Source organism: Micromonospora sp. NPDC005163, from assembly GCF_053599835.1.
Genome location: NZ_JBSFYP010000023.1, coordinates 100076 through 116651, shown reverse-complemented (window position 1 = coordinate 116651; position 16576 = coordinate 100076). Strand labels below are relative to the sequence as shown.

The following is a 16576-nucleotide window of genomic DNA, read 5'->3' as shown; positions in this document are numbered from 1 at the left end:
GGCCGGGCGGCACGGCCGCCGGACGGCCCGGGCCGGTGCGGGCGGCCAGCGCGGCGGCGGCCGGGGACGGCGGTGCGGGCGGCGGCGCGTCCAGCCCGAGAGCGCGGGCCACCGTGTCGAACCGGCCGCCCAGCGCCAGGGTGGCGGAGGTGGCGACCACGGTGCGCTCGTCGTACAGGTGGGTGGCCAGGGTGCCGGCCACCGACAGCGGCGCGACCACCAGCGCCCGCCGGCTGCCGCTGTCGTTCTTCTCCACCCAGGCCACGTCGTGATCGGCCTCCTCCAGCAGCCGCTGCGCGGTCGTGGAGAGCTCGTCCAGCACCGCCTTGGCCTGCTGCTTGCGAACCGGGTCGGGATCGTCAGACTTGACGTCGCCGATCGCGTCCAGCGCGGCGCGGGTGGCCGCGTCGAGCAGCGTGCACGCCTCCCGCAGCGGCGTCGGCAGCCCGGCGGTGAGGCGCCCGGCGGGCGCCTCGGCCAGCCCGACCGCGAGGGCGTCACCGGCCGCGGTGAGCGCCTCGGCGGTCTCCGGCCGCAGCAGCGGGCGGGCCCGCCGGGTGGACCGGTCGATCAACTCCGGCACCAACTCCGCCTGGGCCGCGGAGGAGACCCGGTCGGCCAGCTCGTGTGCCTCGTCCACGATCAGCAGCTTGTGCGGCGGCACGATGTGCCGGTCGGCCAGCATGTCGACGGCGAGCAGGCTGTGGTTGGTCACCACGATGTCGGCCTCGCGGGCCCGGGCCCGGGACGCCTCGGCGAAGCACTCCGCCCCGAACGGGCACCGGGTCGCCCCGACGCACTCCCGGGCCGGCATCGACACCAACCGCCAGGCCTGGTCGTCGACGCCCGGGTCCAGTTCGTCCCGGTCGCCGGTGGCGGTCTTCTCGGCCCAGTCGCGCAGCCGCTCGATCTGCTTGCCCATCCGGCCCGCCTCGCCGAGCCACTTCGTGCCGCCGCCGCCCGGGCGGGTGGCCGGGGCGTCGAAGAGAGTGTCCTCCGGCTCCTCGGCGGTGGAGTTGTCCAGCCGGGCCAGGCAGAGGTAGTGGTGGCGGCCCTTGAGCACCGCGAAGGTGGGCCGGCGGCCGAGGAGCGGCTCGACCGCGTCGGCCATCCGGGGCAGGTCGTGGTCGACCAGCTGGGACTGCAACGCCAGGGTGGCGGTGGAGACCACCACCGGGCCGTCCACGGTGAGCGCCGGCGCGAGGTAGGCCAGCGACTTGCCGGTGCCGGTGCCCGCCTGGACGAGCAGGTGCTCGCCGCTGGTCACGCACTCCTCGATCGCGGTGGTCATCTCCTGCTGGCCGGGGCGTGCCGCGCCGCCGGGCACCGCGCCGACCGCCGCCGCGAGCAGCTCCGCCCCGCTGGGTCGGTTGCCCCGTCGCCGGCTCCCGGCACGGGCCGAGGGGGCGGCGGAACCGGTGGCGGTGCGGGGCGGAGTCACCGTGCGACGGTACCCGTCGCGGCCGACACGGGCTGAGCCCATCCGTCCGCGTGGCGCGGCGCCGATCGGTCCGTCGGCTCGTCCGGCAGCGTCCGGTTACGGCCGCGCTACGACCCGTGGGCAGTATCGGTTAGGGTGCGAATCATGCCGAGCGACGTGGTCCGAGTGATCTACCGCAAGTACGACGGCAGCGCCCACCGTGACTACCCGGCCCGCCGGCTCGCCGAGGACGACCTCGGCATCTGGCTCGGCGTGCCGGCCGGCACCGAGTCGGTCTACCACGGCCGCCCGTCGGTGGAGAAGATCCCGTTCGTCCTGCTGGTGCCGCACCACGCGTGGTGGACGGGGATGTTCAACCCGCCACCGCGGACCAGCGAGGTCTACTGCGACATCGCCACCCCTGCCCACTGGGAGTCCGACGACGTCGTCCACCTGATCGACCTGGACCTGGACGTGGTCCGCCGCCGCGCCACCGGTCTGGTGGAGCTGCTCGACGAGGACGAGTTCGCTGAGCACCGGGCCCTTTACGGCTACCCGGAGGACGTGGTGGTCGAGGCCGAGGCGGCGGCCCGCTGGCTGTTCGGCGCGCTCGGCGACGGCAGCGAGCCGTTCGCCACCTCGTACCGCAAGTGGCTGGCCCTGGTGGTCTGAGCCCGCGCGGGCGCTCGACCGGCCGGCTCACCAACGCGGCGGCCACCGGTCGTCGTCGCCCAACGGTGGCAGGTCGGTCAGCTTCTCCGGGTTGAGCTGGTTGAACACGCCGGTGATCCGGCCCTCGTGCACGGCGAGGGCGGTGACCATGCGGAGCGGCCGGCCGTCGCTGTACACCGTCTCCCACTGGAGGCCGAGCACGCCGTCCACCAGCACCGGCCGGGCCAGCACCTGTTGGGTGTACCGCCCGGCCCGGCCGAACAGGCCGAGCGTGAAGCGACCCACCGCCTCGGCGCCGACCACCGGCCGACGGGCCGCCGGGAAGTGCCCACCGGAGTCGCCGACGAAGACGACGTCCGGCGCGAGGAGGCGGAGCAGCGGGTCCAGCTCGCCGGACTCGGTGGCGGCGACGAACGCTTTGAGCACCCGCCGCTGCTCGGCCGGGTCGGCGGTGTGCCGGGGCACGTCCGGTGCGGTGACCGCCCGGCGGGCGCGGGAGGCGAGCTGCCGGGCGGCCACCTCGGTGGTGCCGAGCACGTCGGCGACCCCGGCGAACGGCACCGCGAACACGTCGTGCAGCACGAGGGCGACCCGCTGCTCCGGCGCGAGCCGTTCCAGCACCACCAGCAGCGCCGTACCGACCTGGTCGGTACGTACCGCCCGCTCCGCGGGGTCGGGGGCGTAGCCGTCGGTCGGCGCCGCGGCGCCCACCTGGCTCACCACCGGCTCCGGCAGCCACTGCCCGGGGTACGCCTCCCGCCGGACCCGGGCCGAGCGGAGCACGTCCAGGCAGATCCGGGCGCAGGTGGTGGTCAGCCACGCGGACAGCTCGCGGATCTCGGCGCGGGCCGCCGGGTCGGCGAGCGCCCCCGCGTAGCGCAGCCACGTCTCCTGCACCGCGTCCTCGGCCTCGCTGCGGCTGCCCAACATCCGGTGGGCCACCGCGAGCAGCCGGCCACGCTCGGCCTCGAACTCCGTCGCCAGGTCCCGCACGACCCACCACCCTCCCCGTTCGGCGCGCCTTCCCGGCGTACATCCTCCCGCCAACAGGACGCGCCGGAGGCCCCGAATGTGACAGCCCAGCGGGGTGGGGCGGCGCTCGGCGGGCGGTTGGTCGGCGGGTGGGCGATGATCCGAGTATGAGCGCACCCCAGGAAGCGCAGATCGTGGCGCCCGCCGGCGGCCAGGTGCGGGAGTTGCTGCGGGTCGCCGCACCGGTGGATCTCGCGGAGATCGACCCCCGGTCCACGCCCGGACTGCCGGGGGCGGAGGTGACCGGAGAGCACCGCAAGGCCTGGGCCCGCGCGCAGGTGGAGCTGGTCGGCGGTGAGCTGGGCCAGCAGCAGGAGATGCTCTTCGCGATGGCCAAGGCCGACCCGGACCGGCCGACGCGCCGGGTGCTGCTGGTGCTCCAGGCGATGGACTGCGGCGGCAAGGACGGCACGATCAAGCGGGTGGCCGGCGCGATGAACCCGCTGGGCCTGCACATCCGCTCGTTCGGGCCGCCCACCGCGCAGGAGCTGCGGCACGACTTCCTGTGGCGCATCCGCCGGGAACTGCCGCCGCCGGGGTACGTCGGGATGTTCAACCGGTCGCACTACGAGGACGTGCTGATCGCCCGGGTCGGCTCGCTGGTGCCGGAGGCCACCTGGCGGGCCCGCTACGACGAGATCAACTCCTTCGAGCGGGACCTGGTCGAGGACGGCGTGACCCTGGTCAAGGTGCTGCTGCACATCTCGTACGCCGAGCAGGGCGAGCGGCTGCTGGAGCGGCTCACCGACCCCCGCAAGCACTGGAAGTACAACCCCTCGGACGTCGACTCCCGGGCCCGTTGGAACGACTACCAGGCCGCGTACGCCGAGGCCCTGAGCCGGTGCGGCACGGACGCCGCGCCGTGGTTCGTGGTGCCGGCGGACCGCAAGTGGTACCGGGACTGGGCGGTGGCCCACCTGCTGAGGGAGACGTTCGACACCCTCGATCTGGGGTATCCGCCTGCCGATTTCGACGTCGCCCGCGAGCGCGAACGGTTGCGTGCTGGGGGAGTGGTGGCGGATGGGACGGCCGAGATGAACAGCAGGTGAACGACCGGTGAATGAGGCCTGACCAGGGGTGGGCCGACGAATTCGCGGTTCTGGCGTTTCCTAGCATTCACCGAGCGGGCGCCCGCGCGTACCGCACCCCTTCCACCGACGCGACGAGGTCTGTGCTGTGAAGTTTTCCTTCCGCCCCACCGAGGGCGCCTTCTACGAGCTCTTCACCAGGGCCGCGCAGAACCTGGTCCGGGGCACCGAGCTGCTGAACGAGCTGGCCCTGCCCGGCGTCGACGTGCAGTCGGTCAGCGAGCGGCTGACCGAGGTCGAGCACGACAGCGACCAGATCACCCACGAGCTGTACAAGAAGATCAACTCAACCTTCATCACGCCGTTCGACCGGGAGGACATCTACCGGCTCGGCTCGCTGCTCGACGACGTGATGGACCACCTGGAGGCGGTCGGCGACCTGCTCTACCTGTACGGGCTGACCGAGCTTCCGGCGCTGCCGCGCGAGCTGCACGAGATGGTGAACGTGCTCGACCAGCAGGCCAAGTTGACCGCCGAGGCGATGCCCCGGCTGAAGTCGATGAAGGACCTTGAGGACTACTGGATCGAGTGCAACCGGCTGGAGAACGAGGGCGACCGGATCAACCGGCAGTTGCTCGTCCGCCTCTTCTCCGGCGAGTACGACGCGTTGACGGTGCTGAAGATGAAGGAGGTGGCCGACGAGCTGGAGGCCGCCTGCGACGCCTTCGAGCACGTGGCCAACACCGTCGAGACCATCGCGGTCAAGGAGTCCTGAGCCAGTGACTCCCGAACTCATCGCCGTGCTGGCGGTGATCGCGGTCGCCCTGGCGTTCGACTACACCAACGGCTTCCACGACGCCGCGAACGCGATCGCGACCAGCGTCTCGACCCGGGCGCTGACACCCAGGATCGCCCTGTTGCTCGCCGCCGTCGGCAACTTCGTCGGGGCCCACTTCGGCGCCGGGGTCGCCAAGACCGTCGGTGACGGCCTGGTCACCCTGCCAACCGGGGTGGCCAGCCTCGGGGTGGTCTTCGCCGGGGTTCTCGGCGCCATCGCCTGGAACCTGATCACCTGGTACTTCGGCCTGCCCTCGTCGTCCTCGCACGCGCTCTTCGGCGGCCTGGTCGGCGCGACCCTGCTGTCCACCGGCGGCGTCGTGCAGTGGGTCACCATCGGCGAGAAGATCCTCCTGCCGATGGTGCTGTCGCCGATCGTCGGCCTCACCCTCGGCTACCTGCTGATGCTGGCCATCCTCTGGCTGTTCCGGAAGGGGCAGCCGGGCAAGCTCAACCGGGGCTTCCGCTGGGCGCAGACGGCCTCGGCGGCGGCCATGTCGGTTGGCCACGGTATGCAGGACGCCGCGAAGACCATGGGCATCGTGGTGCTGGCGCTCTACACCGGCGGCTTCCAGGACGACAAGACGCACATCCCCGGCTGGGTGTTCTGGACCTCGGCGACAATGCTGGCCCTGGGCACGTACGCCGGCGGCTGGCGGATCATCCGCACGCTCGGACGCAAGATCATCGACCTCGGTCCGCCGGAGGGCTTCGCCGCCGAGACGGTGGCCAGCGCGGTGCTCTACTTCAACGCACTGGTGCTGAAGGCGCCGATCTCCACCACCCACACGATCACCTCGGCGATCATGGGTGTGGGCGCGACCAAGCGGCTCTCCGCGGTCCGCTGGAACGTCGCCGGCAACATCGTGATCGCCTGGATCATCACGTTCCCGGCCGCCGCGCTCATCGCCTGCGTGTCGTACCTGCTGGTCCGCCCGCTCTTCGGCTGATCAAGTAAAAGGAGGGGCCCCTTCTCAACGAAGGGGCCCCTCCTTTCATCACAGGTAGCGCACGCCGATCTGCTCGCGTACGGCGTCCAGCAGGGCCATCACCTCGAGGGTGGTGGTGTGCGGCACCAGCGGGCTCTCGGTCAACCCGGCCGCCAGGCAGCGCTGCACCTCGATCGCCTCGTACTGGTAGCCGTTGCCGGCGGTGTCGGCGGTGATCGTCTCCGGCTCGGCGCCGTCCCGCCACAGGGTCAGCGAACCCGGCCGGAAGAACGGCTCCGGCAGGTCGATCCGGCCGGTGCTGCCGGTGATCGAGGCGGACTGCCCGCTGGAGCCGACCATGCCGCAGCTCAGGGTGGCCAGCGCGCCGGTGTCGTAGCCGAACAGGATGCCGGTGTTCTCGTCCACCCCCTCCGGGCCGAGCTTCGCCCAGGACCGGATGTGCTGCGGCGTGCCGAGCAGCAGGTGGGCCAGGCTGACCGGGTAGATCCCCAGGTCGAGCAGGGCGCCTCCGCCCAGCGCCAGGGCCCGCATCCGGTGCTCGGGTGGGAAGGGCCCGGACACCCCGAAGTCGGCCCGGACGCTGCTCACCGTGCCGATCGCGCCCTCCGCGATCAGCTCGGCAGCTTGCATGACCAACGGGTTGGTCCGCATCCACATGGCCTCCATCAGGAAGACCCCGGCGGCGCGGGCGGTGTCCACGAGTTCGGTGCTGCTGGCCAGGTCGAGAGTGAACGGCTTCTCCAGGAGCACCGCCCGCCCGGCCGTCAGGCAGGTCATCGCCGCCTCGTAGTGCGCGGCGTGCGGGGTGGCCACGTAGATCACGTCGACCTCCGGGTCGGCGGCCAGCTCCACCCAGGAGGCGTAGGCGCGCTTCGCGCCGTGCTTGTCGGCGAAGCGCTGCGCGCTGTCCGCGGCGCGGGAGCCGACCGCGACCAGTTCGGCGTCCGGCACCAGCCGGAGGTCTTCGGCGAAACGGCTGGCGATGTGGCCGGTGGCCAGGATGCCCCAACGAGTCATGTCGGCACGCTAGCCGAGCCGGGTGAACGACCGGGCGCCCGGCAGCCGCCGGCTCATCCGTCGGGACCCTGGTGCACGTCCCGGTCGGCTCGTCCGCTCCGGCCGGCCGCCCCTGCGCGTCCCCCTTTGCTCTGCTTACGCGGGCGCGACAGTTACCGATCACTTCTGTTGCGTGGGCTGAAGCAGAGCAAAGGGCGGTCCGGGTGGCGCCGACCGGCACACCGGCCGGGCCGGGGCGGCCGGGCAGGCCCTAGGCTCGCGACATGACGATCGACAGTGACGGTTTCGCCGCCCCGGCCGCCCTGGTCGAGCACGCGCGGCGGTTCCAGGCCGAGGGCGGCATCCCGGCGGTGCCCCGGGTCGCGGCCACCGTGTTGCTGCTGCGTCCGACCGGCGCCGACTTCGAGGTGTACGTCATCCGTCGGGTCGCCGCGATGACCTTCGGCGGGATGTACGCCTTCCCCGGCGGTGGCGTGGACCGCTCCGACTCCGCCGCACACCTGGACTGGGCCGGCCCAACGCCGAGTGAGTGGGCGGGGCGGCTCGGGGTTGCCCCGGACGCCGCCCAAGCGGTGGTCTGCGCCGCCGCCCGGGAGGTCTTCGAGGAGTCCGGCGTGCTGCTCGCCGGCCCGGACCCGGCGACCGTGGTGGGTGACGTCAGCGGTGACGACTGGGAGGCGGCCCGGCAGGACCTGGAGGGGCGCCGGCTGGGCTTCGCCGCGCTGCTCGCCGACCGGCGCCTGACGCTGCGTTCGGACCTGCTGCTGCCGTGGAGCCGGTGGATCACGCCGGAGTTCGAGCCGCGACGCTTCGACACGTACTTCTTCGTCGCCCTGCTGCCGGCCGGGCAGCGGACCCGGGACGTCTCCGGGGAGGCCGACCACACGCTGTGGATCCGGCCGGCGGACGCGCTGGCCCGGGCCGAGGCGGGTGAGCTGACCATGCTGCCGCCGACCCTCGTCACGCTGGCCCAGGTGGCGGCCGCCGGCGACCTGGCCGGGGTTGCCCAGGCGGCGGCCGACCGGGACGCCGCCACCCCGATCACCCCGCGAATGGACTTCCCGGCCGACGGCGAGCCCCGCTTCGTGCTCGGCTGAACCACCCGGGGTACGCCGAGGGGCGCCGGTCAGGTCGACCGACGCCCCACGCAGAGCGGGAACCAGCGGCTCAGCCGAAGCGGCCGGTGATGTAGTCCTCGGTCTTCTTCACGCTCGGGTTGCTGAAGATCTTCTGGGTGTTGTCGTACTCGATCAGCCGGCCCGGGTCGCCGGTCTTCTCGATGGAGAAGAAGGCGGTCCGGTCCGACACCCGAGCGGCCTGCTGCATGTTGTGCGTCACGATGATGATCGTGAACTTGTCCTTGAGCTGGAACATCAGGTCCTCGATGGCCAGCGTGGAGATCGGGTCCAGGGCCGAGCAGGGCTCGTCCATCAACACGACCTGCGGCTCGACCGCGATGGTCCGGGCGATGCAGAGCCGCTGCTGCTGACCGCCGGAGAGGCCCGCGCCGGGCTTGCCCAGCCGGTCCTTGACCTCGTCCCACAGGTTCGCCGAGCGCAGCGCCTTTTCGGCCGCGTCCTCCAGGATCGACTTGCGGCGGACGCCGTTGAGCTTCAGCCCGGCCACCACGTTCTCGAAGATGCTCATGGTGGGGAACGGGTTCGGCCGCTGGAAGACCATGCCGATCGTGCGCCGGACCGCGGTGACGTCCACGTCCCGGTCGTAGATGTCCTGGTCGTCGATTGTCAGGCTGCCCTCGACCCGGGCTCCCGGCAGCACCTCGTGCATCCGGTTGATCGACCGCAGGAAGGTGGACTTGCCGCAGCCGGACGGGCCGATCAGGGCGGTGACCGTCTTCGGCTCGACGGTCAGGTTGATGTTCTCGATGGCCTTGAAGGCACCGTAGTAGGCGGTGACGTTCGAGGCTTCGATGCGCTTGGCCATGGTGGTACCTCCGGGGTTCATCGGCTGAGCCGGTTTCGGCGGGCCAGCAGCTTCGCCGCGATCGTCAGGATCAGCACGAGGGCGACCAGGGTGAGTGCCGCGGTCCACGCCCGTGCCGGCGCGTACCTCGACGCATCACCGGCCTGCTGGTAGACGAAGAGGGACAGCGACGACTGGTTGTTCTCGAAGGGGTTGGTGTTGATCGCGGCGCCACCGCCGGCGACCAGCAGCACCGGCGCGGTCTCGCCGGCCGCACGGGCGATGGCGAGCATGACGCCGGTGACGATGCCGGGCAGCGCCGTCGGCAGGACCACCCGCAGGATGGTCTTCCACTTGGGTACGCCGAGCGCGTAGGCACCCTCGCGCAGCGGCGCCGGGACGAGGCGGAGCATCTCCTCGGTGGACCGGACGATGGTGGGCAGCATCAGCACGCTCAGCGCGAGCGCGGCGGCGAAGCCGGAGAAGCTCGGCCGACCGTCGTTGAACCAAGGCGACACGACGAGCACCCAGAACGCCAGCACGAAGAGGCCGGAGACGATCGACGGGATGCCGGTCATGACGTCCACGAAGAACCGGATCGCGAAGGCGAACTTGCCCCGGCCGTACTCGACGATGTAGATGGCGCAGAGGATGCCGAGCGGCACGGTGATCAGGGTGGCGATGCCGACCTGCTCCAGCGTGCCGACGATCGCGTGGTAGGCGCCGCCGTTGGCGTCGCGGGCCCCGATGTTGTTCATCGAGGTCTGGAAGAAGTTGGCGTCCAGCCGATCGGCGCCCTTGCTGACCAGCGTCCACACCACGGACACGAGCGGCAGGACCGCCAGCACGAACGCGGAGTGGATCAGCGCGCTCCAGGTGCGGTTGCGGGCCGAGCGGCGCCCCTCGACCGCGTTGGCCGCGGCGAAGAGCCCGATCAGGTAGAGCACCGCGCCGAGGGCGACCACGAGGACCGGGCCGCCGATGTCGGTGCCGTAGACGATCACGGTGGAGAGCGCCAGGGCCGCAACGGCGATTGCCGGTGCGGCGTACCAGGGCAGCCGCCGGGCCCGCAGCGAGGCGGGCTGGGCCGGCGGGCGGGTGCGGTGGGAGGTGACGGTGGTGGTCATGCGGCCGACTCCGTGAACTCCCGGCGGCGGTAGATGATCGCCCGCGCCGTGATGTTGACGATCAGCGTGATGGTGAACAGCACCAGGCCGGAGGCGATGAGCGCGCCGCGGCCGGTCTCGTTCGCCTCGCCGAACGCGTTGGCGATGTTGGCGGCGATGGTGTTGCCGCCGTTCTGGATCAGGTTGAACGAGATGCCGAAGGTGATGCCGAGGGTCAGCGCCAGGGCGATGGTCTCGCCGAGCGCCCGGCCGAGGCCGAGCATCACCGCGGCGATGATGCCGGGGCGGCCGTAGGGCAGCACCGCGGTGCGGAGCATCTCCCAGCGGGTGGCGCCCAGGGCGAGGGCGGCCTCCTCGTTCGCGGTCGGCGTCTGGAGGAACACCTCGCGGGAGAGCGAGGTGATGATCGGCAGCACCATGATCGCGAGCACCAGGGCGCCCAGCATGATCGACTTACCGAACGGGCCGTCACCGCCGAAGATCGGGATCCAGCCGAAGTACTCGTTCAGCCAGACCGAGAAGTCCCGGACCGGGTTGATGAAGATGTCCCGCCCCCAGAGACCGAAGACCACACTCGGCACGGCGGCGAGCAGGTCGACCAGGAAGCCGAGCGCGGTGCCCAGCCGGCGCGGCGCGTAGTGCGAGAGGTAGAGCGCGATGCCCAGCGCCACCGGCACTGCCATGAGCAGCGCCAGCGCCGAGCTGAGCACGGTGCCGAAGGCGAGCGTGCCGATGCCGAACTTGGGCTGCGTCTCGTTGGGGGACCAGCCCTCGTAGGACCAGAAGTTCTCGGTGTTGGCGCGCAGGGCCGGCACCGCCTTGGCGATCAGGAAGATCGCAATGGCGGCGATGATGACCAGAACGGCGGTGCCGGCGGCCAGGGTGAGACCGCGGAAGGCCCGCTCGGCGCCGAATTTCCGGCTGCGCGGAAGCGCGCCGCCGCCGCCCAGCCCGGCGCCGCCCGGGGAACGGGTGCTGACTGGTGCCTCGGCCACACGCGCCGAGGCACCGGCGGGCCACTCGTGACTCTGGGTCACGCGCGTCCCGCCGGTGCCGGCGTCGGCCGAGCGGTGAGGGGTTTCACCCATCTGCTCGCTCGATTCGGTTGCGGAGGTGGTGGGGTCGGGTCAGGAGAGGTTCTCGACCGCGGTCTCGACCTTGGTGCGGACCGTCTCCGGCAGCGGGGCGTAGCCCAGGTCGGTCAGCGAGTTCTGGCCCTCGGCGCTGGCGGCGTAGCCCAGCAGACCCTTGACCAGCTTCAGCTTGTCGGCCGCGAGGCCCTTGCTGCAGACGATCTCGTACGTCGCCAGGACGATCGGGTAGGCCCCGGCCTCCTTGGTGTTGTAGTCGATCGACAGCTTGAGGTCGTCGCCCTGGCCCTCGACCTTGGCACCGGCGATGGTCTTGCCAGCCGCCTCGGCGGTCAGCGCGGCGAACTCACCGTTGCCGTTGCCGATCTTGGACATCTTCAGGCCGGCGTTCTCAGCGAACGACCACTCCATGTAGCCGATGGAGCCGTCGGCGCCCTTTACTGAGCTGGCCACGCCGTCCGAGCCCTTGGCGCCGGTACCGCCCGGGGCCTTCCACGCCTTGGCCTTGCCCAGGGTCCAGTCGGCCTCGGCGGTCTTAGACAGGAAGTTGGTGAAGTTGTCGGTGGTGCCCGACTCGTCCGAGCGGTGGACGGTCTGGATGGTGATCGCCGGGAGCGTGGCACCCGGGTTGTCGGCCTTGATCGCCGCGTCGTCCCACTTGGTCACCTTGCCGGCGAAGATCTTCGCCAGGGTGGCCGGCTTGAGCTGGAGGTTGTCCACGCCGCTGACGTTGTAGGCGATGGCCACCGGGCCGATCACCATCGGCAGGTGGATGGCCTTGCCACCGACGCACTTGGCGTCCGCCTGCGGCTGCTCCTCCGGCTTGAGCGCGGAGTCGGAGCCGGCGAAGTCGGCGGTCCCGGCGATGAACGCCTGGATGCCGGCGCCCGAGCCGGTCGGCTCGTAGTTGATCGTGGTGCCCTGGCACTTCTGCTGGTACGCCTTGATCCACTCGGCCATGGCGTTCTTCTGCGCCGACGAGCCCTGGGCGTTCAGCGTTCCGGTAGCGCAGTCGACCGCGGCGGCCGAGCCCGAAGCGCTGGCGCCGGAGGCGGGCTCGTTGTTGTCCGAGCCGCATGCACTGAGGCCGAGCGTCGCGGCAAGAGCGAGGCAGGCAATAGTGCCGTACCGCTGGAGCTTCACCTGAGGGGTTTCCCTTCGCGTCTGACTTGGCGCCCCGATCCCGGGGCCCGAGGACCGGCACTGACCGGCTGACACGAAAGTTAGAAGTGCCAGGTAGCCGGTTCGCCGGTCGCAAGTGAACGCAAGGTGAACACGTACGGCCGCCGAGGTGACCGCTTGCTGAGGGTGAGTTGTCCGTTAAATGAACCCGGGTACACCTGTCAGAAGTATGGCTATATTTCCGGTACGGTGTTATCTCGCCGACGCGCGGCCGTTACCCGCCAGTGACCCGGCCGCGGCGGCGACCGGCGGTCAGCCGAGGTGATAGTTGATGTGCGCGGACCAGCGGGCGAAGCCGAGCCGCTCGTAGAGCGCGACCGCCCCGGTGTTCGACTCGTCCACGTAGAGCATCACCCGGTCCAGCCCGCGCCGGTCCCGCAGGTACGCCAGCCCGGCATTGGTCAACGCCCGGCCGAGCCCACCGCCGTGCGCGGTCGGCTCCACACCGAGCACGTACACCTCGCCGATCCGGGCCGACCCGGGGCGCTCGTGCACCTTGGTCCAGTGGAAGCCGAGCAGCCGGCCGGTGGCGGTCTCCTCGGCGAGCAGGAAGCCGGCCGGGTCGAACCATGGCTCGGCGAGGCGGACCCGGAGGTCGTCCGAGGTCCAGCGGCCCTGCTCGGGGTGCTCGGCGAAGGCCCGCGCGTTGAGGGCCAGCCAGGCGGCGTCGTCGGCCCCCGGCCGGAACGCGCGCAGCACCACTCCGTCGGGCAGTCGCGGCAACGTCAGCGGGGCGGCCAGTGGTCGGCGCAGTTGCCAGAGCACCCGTGCGCGGGTGAACCCGAGGTCGACCGCGAGTGCGGCCGCCGAGGGGTGGTCACCGTGTGCCCAGGCCCGCAATGGCCCGGTGGCCGAGGCGAGCACGCCCCGCGCCAGAGCCCGCCCGGTGCCCCGCCGCCGGTACGCGGGGTGCACCACCAGCTCCACCCCGATCCCGCCGACCGGGTCGGTCGTGTCCAGGTGCGCGTACCCGGTGAGAACGCCGTCGTCGCCGCGGGCGATCAGGTGCACGGCCGGGGCGTCCGGGTCGCGCAGCCGGAGCAGGACGTGCTCGTCGAGCGGGTCCGCGCCGTCGGTGTCGCCTGCGGAACGGGCGAGGGTCAACACGTCGGCGATCTCCGCCGGAGCCAGTCGGTCGGTCCGGGTCACCTGGTCGCTGGTCGGCTCGGCGCTGCTCATCCCGTCACCGTAGTCGCCGGGAACCGCGGTCCGCCGGGATCCCAGGCCGTGGTGCGGGGCGGCTCACGTCGGATCGGCGGGCAGCGCCTCCAGCTCGAACCGCTGAGTCAGATCGGGCAGGATCCGGCGCAGTGCGTCCACCGTGCCCTGCCGGTCCCCGCCGGCGTCGTGCAGCAGGACCACCGAGCCCGGTTCGACCTGGGTGACAACCGATGCGGCGATCTTGCCGGCGCCGGGTGCCTCCCAGTCCGACGGGTCCACCGACCAGTGCAGCGGAGTCATGCCGAGTTGCTGCGCCACCGACACGACGGGGTAGGTCCAGGCGCCGCCGGGCTGGCGGTACCAGACGATCGGCGCGTCCGGCACCGCTGCCCGGATCGCCTCGTTGGTCCGCGACAGGTCGGCGCGGATCATGTCCGCCGAACGGTTGCCCAGCGTGACGTCGTGGTGCCAGGAGTGGTTGCACAAGGTGTGTCCGTCGGCCACGATCGCCTGAATCAGATCGGGGTGGTCCTGCGCGTTCTCGCCGACCACGCAGAACGTGGCCTTGACGTCGAACTCGCGCAGCGTGGCGAGCACCTGCGGGGTGTAGCGCGGGTCCGGTCCGTCGTCGAAGGTCAGCGCGAGCCGCTCGCTGCCGGTGGTGGAGTGCGCGCCGAACAGCTGGTCACCCTGGGCGTCCCGCCCCGACCCGTCCTGACCCGCGTCGGTGGGGCCGCCGCTGGGACCGGAGGTCGGGGTCCCGCTCGGCTTGTCGCCGGGGGCTTGGTCGGCGTAGTGCGGCTCGTCGGCGTTCGCGGTGACCCCGGTGGCCTGCCGCTGGGGCTGGTCGGGGATGAGGCTGCGGCCCAGCACGTACGCCGAGCCGAGCAGCGCCACCGTCACCACCGTCACGATTCCCGCCGCCCGGACGGTCGGGTTGCTCGGCGTCACGGCTTCCGCCCGGCTGGCCGGTCACGCCGGCCCGTCGCCCCCGTGGTCACTGCGCGCACCGTCGCCCCTTTCTCCGACAAACCCGGCAGTCAGAATAGAACTGACGAGCTGCGCAAAAAGGGCATACGGGGAACCGTCCCCCGAGTGACGTGAGGTCAGACGGGCAGTGGCGCGTGCTCCGCCTCGGGCAGCGACCGCGACGGCGGAACGACGAACTTGTAACCCACCTGGCGGACGGTGCCGATCATCGACTCGTACTCCGAGCCGAGCTTGGCGCGCAGCCGCCGGACGTGCACGTCCACCGTGCGGGTGCCGCCGAAGTAGTCGTACCCCCAGACCTCGCGCAGCAGCTGGTCCCGGGTGAACACGCGGCCCGGGTGCTGCGCGAGGAACTTCAGCAGCTCGAACTCCTTGTAGGTGAGATCGAGGGGACGGCCCTTCAGCTTCGCGGCGTAGGTGTCCGGATCGATGGTCAGCTCGCCCGCCCGGATCGAGCCGCCGGCGCCGGCGGTCGCGTTGCTCAGCCGACCCACCGCGAGCCGCAGCCGCGCCTCCACCTCGGCGGGGCCGGCCGAAGCGAGGATGACGTCGTCGACCCCCCAGTCGGCGTTCAACGCGATCAGACCGGCCTCGGTCACCACCGCGACCAGCGGCACGCCGAGCCCGGTGGCGTGCAGCATGCGACAGGTCGCGCGGGCCTCGCTCAGCTCCGACCGCGCGTCCACCATGACCGCGTCCGGGCTGGGGCCGGCGACCAGGGTGCGGACGTCACGCGGCGCGGTGCGGACCGAGTGCGGCAGCAGGTCGAGTGCCGGCAGCACAGCGGACGGTTCCCCTGCGCGTGCGGTCACCAGCAGCAGGATCTCCACGATCACCTCCGTCCCGGCGGCACGCGGCCGCACGCGACCAGACACACTCACGGAACGTGCGCTGAGAAATTTGCGTGGTCCCGGCGTCGCTGACGGGCGGGTAACGGGTTGAGCGTAACTGATCGCCTCGGTTGCGCCCTCGGATCGTTTCCCGTTTGTCCGCCCTTGCCCCTGATCGTGGCGCAGGTTTTAACGCTGCTGAAACCCGTGACCACCGCGTCGGGCGGTCGGTCTGGCACGATCGGGGCGTGTTTCCTTCCACCTCGCCCGACGGGCCCCGCCCGGGCCCGGCCGCCCCGACCCGTGGCCACCCGCCCGTGCCGCGCACCGGGCCGCCCGTCACCGACGGCGAACGCCGTGAACGGGGTGGGCCCCGCCGTGCCCGCCGAGCCGGGGAGCCGGCCCGCCGCTCCGAGGACGAGATCGACGAGCCGGAGGAGGAGGTCGTACCCCCGGTCGAGGTGCGCCGCCCGCTGGCGCTGACGATCGCCGGTTTCGCGGCGCTGCTCGGTGTCGGCCTGGTGCTCGGCGCGCAGACCTCGGGCCCCGGTCACCGGCTGCCGTTCGCCTTCATCATCTTCGGCGTCCAGCTGCTGTTCGTGCTCGCCTGGACGATGGCCATGCGCCCACCCGCGCTGCTGCTGGTCGCCGGGATCAGCGCCGCGGTCGCCGCGGTCGCCGACATCGCCGCGGTGCAGACCGACATCGCCGGCCTGGCGCCGCTGGGCTACCTGGCAGCCGGCGGGTTCCTCGCCGCGGTGCTCGGTCAGCTGGTCCGCCGGGTCGACCGGGTCCGGGTCACCGACTCGCTCGGCGCCACGCTGCTCATCGTGGTCGGAGTGGTCGCCTTCGGCACCCTGATCGTGCTCAGCCGGATCCCCGCCGGCACCCAGGCGATCACGGTCTGCCTGACCGCGAGCGGAGTCGCGCTGACCGTCGCCCGGCTCACCGACGCGGTGCTGCCCTGGCCCCGGCTGGCCCCGCAGGTGCCCCGGGGCGCCGCCGGCGTGGTCGTCGGCGCGATGGTCGGCACGCTGATCAGCGCGCTTCTGGGCAGCTACCTGGTGGCCCCCTTCACGCCCACCCGGGCCGCGGTGATCGGCCTGGTCGCGGCGGTCACCGCCGTGCTCTCCGACCTCGCTGTCGGGTACGCCGAGGCGGGCCGGCTGATGGCCGGCGAACCACCCACCATGTGGGTAGCCCGGCACATGCAGGGTCCGCTCGGCGGCTTCGCCCTGGCCGCCCCGGCCGCGTACGCCATGTGCATGCTCTTCCTCTGAGCCACGGTTGAGCCCGGAGCCGGTCGGGTACCTACG

Annotated in this window: 16 protein-coding genes; 6 read left to right on the top strand and 10 right to left on the bottom strand. The window is 71.9% G+C overall.

Annotation, left to right across the window (positions count from 1 at the left end; translation table 11 throughout):
* Positions 1–1483 (bottom strand): ATP-dependent DNA helicase (locus tag ACWD6N_RS18080; RefSeq protein WP_450004988.1); only part of this gene is annotated, 1483 nt, incomplete at its 3' end.
* A 102-nt stretch (positions 1484–1585) separates the two neighbouring features.
* On the opposite strand from ACWD6N_RS18080, the gene ACWD6N_RS18075 reads away from it, so the two are divergent.
* Positions 1586–2092 (top strand): DUF402 domain-containing protein, encoded by a 507-nt coding sequence (locus tag ACWD6N_RS18075; RefSeq protein ID WP_354963559.1) that lies wholly within the window; start codon positions 1586–1588, stop codon positions 2090–2092.
* Positions 2093–2119: 27 nt separating this feature from the next.
* On the opposite strand, the gene sigJ is transcribed toward ACWD6N_RS18075, so the two are convergent.
* Complete coding sequence (gene sigJ, locus ACWD6N_RS18070) at positions 2120–3085, bottom strand: RNA polymerase sigma factor SigJ (RefSeq protein WP_354963560.1); 966 nt, start codon at positions 3083–3085, stop codon at positions 2120–2122.
* A gap of 146 nt (positions 3086–3231) precedes the next feature.
* Here sigJ and ACWD6N_RS18065 point away from each other — a divergent pair, with 146 nt between their 5' ends.
* From ACWD6N_RS18065 to ACWD6N_RS18055, 3 genes are all read left to right on the top strand, one after another.
* Positions 3232–4173, top strand: a complete 942-nt coding sequence (locus ACWD6N_RS18065) for a PPK2 family polyphosphate kinase (RefSeq protein WP_354963561.1) — start codon at positions 3232–3234, stop codon at positions 4171–4173.
* A gap of 127 nt (positions 4174–4300) precedes the next feature.
* Positions 4301–4927 (top strand): DUF47 domain-containing protein, encoded by a 627-nt coding sequence (locus ACWD6N_RS18060; protein WP_074314917.1) that lies wholly within the window; start codon positions 4301–4303, stop codon positions 4925–4927.
* Between the two features lie 4 nt (positions 4928–4931).
* Positions 4932–5939 (top strand): inorganic phosphate transporter, encoded by a 1008-nt coding sequence (locus ACWD6N_RS18055; protein ID WP_354963562.1) that lies wholly within the window; start codon positions 4932–4934, stop codon positions 5937–5939.
* A gap of 48 nt (positions 5940–5987) precedes the next feature.
* Here the strand turns inward: ACWD6N_RS18055 and ACWD6N_RS18050 are convergent, their stop codons facing one another.
* Positions 5988–6956, bottom strand: coding sequence for a Gfo/Idh/MocA family protein (locus ACWD6N_RS18050; protein WP_387324415.1), 969 nt, complete (start codon positions 6954–6956; stop codon positions 5988–5990).
* Positions 6957–7219: 263 nt separating this feature from the next.
* Between ACWD6N_RS18050 and ACWD6N_RS18045 the strand changes: the two genes are divergently transcribed.
* The gene (locus ACWD6N_RS18045; protein WP_354963564.1) at positions 7220–8053 is read left to right on the top strand and encodes an NUDIX hydrolase; all 834 of its coding nucleotides are present in this window, start codon (positions 7220–7222) and stop codon (positions 8051–8053) included.
* Between the two features lie 70 nt (positions 8054–8123).
* On the opposite strand, the gene pstB is transcribed toward ACWD6N_RS18045, so the two are convergent.
* The 7 genes from pstB to ACWD6N_RS18010 all read right to left on the bottom strand — a co-directional run bounded on the left by pstB (position 8124) and on the right by ACWD6N_RS18010 (position 15266).
* Positions 8124–8900: a phosphate ABC transporter ATP-binding protein PstB gene (gene pstB, locus ACWD6N_RS18040; RefSeq protein ID WP_089018767.1), complete on the bottom strand. Its 777-nt coding sequence runs from the start codon at positions 8898–8900 to the stop codon at positions 8124–8126.
* 17 nt (positions 8901–8917) lie between these two features.
* Complete coding sequence (pstA, locus tag ACWD6N_RS18035; protein ID WP_354963565.1) at positions 8918–10006, bottom strand: phosphate ABC transporter permease PstA; 1089 nt, start codon at positions 10004–10006, stop codon at positions 8918–8920.
* On the bottom strand, positions 10003–11094 hold the full coding sequence (gene pstC, locus ACWD6N_RS18030) for a phosphate ABC transporter permease subunit PstC (RefSeq protein WP_074314909.1): 1092 nt from the start codon (positions 11092–11094) through the stop codon (positions 10003–10005). The genes pstA and pstC overlap by 4 nt, the downstream gene beginning before the upstream one ends.
* 39 nt (positions 11095–11133) lie before the next feature.
* Positions 11134–12240: a phosphate ABC transporter substrate-binding protein PstS gene (pstS, locus tag ACWD6N_RS18025; protein WP_450004987.1), complete on the bottom strand. Its 1107-nt coding sequence runs from the start codon at positions 12238–12240 to the stop codon at positions 11134–11136.
* Between the two features lie 291 nt (positions 12241–12531).
* Positions 12532–13458, bottom strand: a complete 927-nt coding sequence (gene mshD, locus ACWD6N_RS18020) for a mycothiol synthase (protein ID WP_354963567.1) — start codon at positions 13456–13458, stop codon at positions 12532–12534.
* 63 nt (positions 13459–13521) lie between these two features.
* A complete protein-coding gene (locus tag ACWD6N_RS18015; protein WP_354963568.1) occupies positions 13522–14391 on the bottom strand; it encodes a polysaccharide deacetylase family protein in 870 nt (289 codons plus the stop codon).
* A 155-nt stretch (positions 14392–14546) separates the two neighbouring features.
* Positions 14547–15266, bottom strand: coding sequence for a winged helix-turn-helix transcriptional regulator (locus ACWD6N_RS18010; protein ID WP_181518701.1), 720 nt, complete (start codon positions 15264–15266; stop codon positions 14547–14549).
* Positions 15267–15508: 242 nt separating this feature from the next.
* On the opposite strand from ACWD6N_RS18010, the gene ACWD6N_RS18005 reads away from it, so the two are divergent.
* A complete protein-coding gene (locus ACWD6N_RS18005) occupies positions 15509–16540 on the top strand; it encodes a hypothetical protein (RefSeq protein ID WP_387324427.1) in 1032 nt (343 codons plus the stop codon).
* Positions 16541–16576 lie beyond the last annotated feature (36 nt).